This is a genomic window from uncultured Fibrobacter sp. (assembly GCF_937877005.1).
Classification (GTDB): domain Bacteria; phylum Fibrobacterota; class Fibrobacteria; order Fibrobacterales; family Fibrobacteraceae; genus Fibrobacter.
Map to the genome: position 1 here is coordinate 1 of NZ_CALEFV010000304.1, position 2,643 is coordinate 2,643.

Consider the following 2,643-nt stretch of genomic DNA (forward strand, 5'->3'; position numbering starts at 1 on the left):
CCGGAGGGGCTGCCAAGCGAAGTGGCGGGCAAGCGCATCAAGGACATCAAGGGAATCCGCTATCTGTATGTCGACGGAAGCGCAAGGGAGATTCCGCCTGAGGCGTTCAATCGGTCGAAGGAGCTCGAGACGGTGCATATCAAGTCCCATGTCACCAACATTGCGGCAAGGGCCTTTGCCGAGTCGCCAAAGCTCAATCTGGTGATTTTCGAAGACTACCGCTCGCCGCGAATCGCGGCTGACGCCTTCGACGGGTGCGCGCCGGCGCTCTACGGCGGAACGATTGGAGTGCCTGTCGAGATATCATGGGGCATTACCAAGGTGTCCTGGGGGCCTACTACAAGTGAAACAAACACCACGGTGTATGGAACTAGGAAGATATCGCTGAAGTCCCATGCCCTGCCGGTAGACGGGCTATTCAGCACACATCTGTTCCTTTGCGATGACCAACTTCACCGTCGCCTCCACATTACGGGCGACTTCCTCTGGTCCGAAGAGGGGGAGGATGGTGCGAACGCCCTTATGTTCCTCGGCGAAGGCCGCGACGTCTTTGTCCCGGACACGCTGGGCGGGCGGCCGGTCGTTGCGCTGGGCCGCCATCTCCTGCACCGCCGCTGGGGTGAATTCGAATACGGGATATTCGCGATTCCCGCGACGGTGCGGTCGATGCCGTTGTTTCCCGGCCAGCACAAGGTTGGCAAGGTGTTCGCGGCCTGCAAACTCGGATACAACGTCAAGTACGTCCTCTCGCCCGAGACGGTCGTATACGGAACGACGCCGGACGAGACGACCGGCAGGCTTGTGCCGTCGTGGATTGGTTGGAAGGGGAAGGAAGTCGTCGTTCCCCGAGGCACGAACCCACGCGAATTTTTTCCCAGGATATCGCATCGAAGTTTGTCCACGAAAGTGGTAGGGGCAGATAAGTTATTCCTCGCGGCGCTTGATCTGGTCGGCGTTGGCTTGAAGCGGTTGTTTGGCGGAGAAATGACATGGCATGGGAGGAAGATAACGGCGAACACACGAACCTTGCCGGGTTGCTTACTGACTTTGCCAAGACAAACGAGTTTACAGATGCGGAACTGATTGCCAGCCCGATATTCCGCAAGTTCGACAATACCTTGCTTCACCAGACAAATCTCATTTCAATTGCTCAAACTGAATTGAACAAGGTCATGGGCGACGGAATCCCGGCGAGAAGTTTCGCGGCGGGAAGGAATCCGATTGTGAATGTACTTGATGGAAACATAGAGCTTTCCCCCGACGGATTGTCATACTGGTCATCAGAGCGAATTGTCCAGCGGCGTCGTCAATGGCATCACTCTGACATTTGTAATGTGGCCTTCTTTTATGTCAATTTCATATTCCACAAAATCGTAACAGGAGAAAACCAGTGAAAAAGATGATACTAGTGTTCAACGTAGTGCTAGCATGTTACCTTGCATGGGCTGACAGAGCATATCTGAGTATTTATGTCGAGGATGCAGTTAACCATGCTCCGTTGCAGGGCGCAAAAGTAATTGCAAACTTTGAAGATGACATTGGATGGCAAGCTTGGACGGAGTCGCCCAAGCCAGACATAGCAGAGGGATTCACGGACGAGCAAGGTTTTTGTCGGCTTTCAGGAAAGACGAACTGTGGCAGAAGTAGTATTTGGGTTGATAAGGCACCCAAAGGTTATTACGAAGCGGCATATGGAGGAGGGACGAAATATACAAGAAGATCGTTGTTTGGAATCTGGCAACCAGAGGATGTTGTCGTCACGGTAGCCCTTCAACGCGTGGAACATCCCATTCCGTTATACGTCAATCGTGTCATTTTGGACGGCAGACGAGAAAGTGTCGGGGGATTCGACGGAACAAACGCTGTCCTACGGTTCGACTTCCTTGCGAATGACTGGTTGCCCCCAGAGGGGAACGGCAAGCATGCTGACATGATTGTTCGCACGAGCTACGCATTGCGCAACAAGGTGAAAGATGGAAAGTATTACGTGCAAGTGTTCTATGATTTTACCAGCAGAATAGAATTTCCCGGTGCTGGCAATGGCCAAGTGGAAGAGTCGGTTGCCGGCCTTAACCGTGGAATAAGGATCAGGGTTGCGCCAGAAATGGGTTATATACCCAGCACAACATTACGATTCGGACGACGGCGCAAGAAGACAGAGGTCAAGGGTGTATGGCCTGATGACTATACCGACAGCAACGATGACAGGTGCTATTCTTTCCGTATCCGATCACGATTCGACGAGAAAGGCAATCTGATTGAAGCCTATTATGGCAAGATATACGGCGATTTCAGATTTAGAGGAACGGATAAAGGTTTCCATGGCGCAAGTTTCTTGTATTATCTGAATCCTACATCACTTGACCGCAATCTCGAATGGGACATGAAGAACAACCTTTGCAAAAAACCCCTACGGATGGATTATGAATCGATTGGAGTGCGTTACCGCGAACCGTAAATGATGGATAATACCATGTTGGGTAAAAAGGGTCAGCAACTGTATTTTTAAAATACTGAAAATTGTCTTATTTTCGCGTCAGCGGAGGGAGAAGATAGCGAGAGAAAGAGGGGGTGCGGGGGAGATGGTTAATGTTTGAATGTTCGAATGTTGGAATGGTTGATTGTTGTATAACTGGTAAACTG

3 protein-coding genes are annotated in these 2,643 nt (G+C 51.3%); all 3 read left to right on the forward strand.

Features of this window, described 5'->3' with window-relative positions:
• Window positions 1–1,083 (forward strand): hypothetical protein (locus Q0628_RS13510; protein WP_298771825.1); only part of this gene is annotated, 1,083 nt, incomplete at its 5' end.
• The gene (locus Q0628_RS13515; RefSeq protein WP_298771827.1) at window positions 1,035–1,394 is read left to right on the forward strand and encodes a hypothetical protein; all 360 of its coding nucleotides are present in this window, start codon (window positions 1,035–1,037) and stop codon (window positions 1,392–1,394) included. The genes Q0628_RS13510 and Q0628_RS13515, both read left to right, overlap by 49 nt.
• A gap of 422 nt (window positions 1,395–1,816) precedes the next feature.
• On the forward strand, window positions 1,817–2,458 hold the full coding sequence (locus Q0628_RS13520) for a hypothetical protein (protein WP_298771829.1): 642 nt from the start codon (window positions 1,817–1,819) through the stop codon (window positions 2,456–2,458).
• Window positions 2,459–2,643 lie beyond the last annotated feature (185 nt).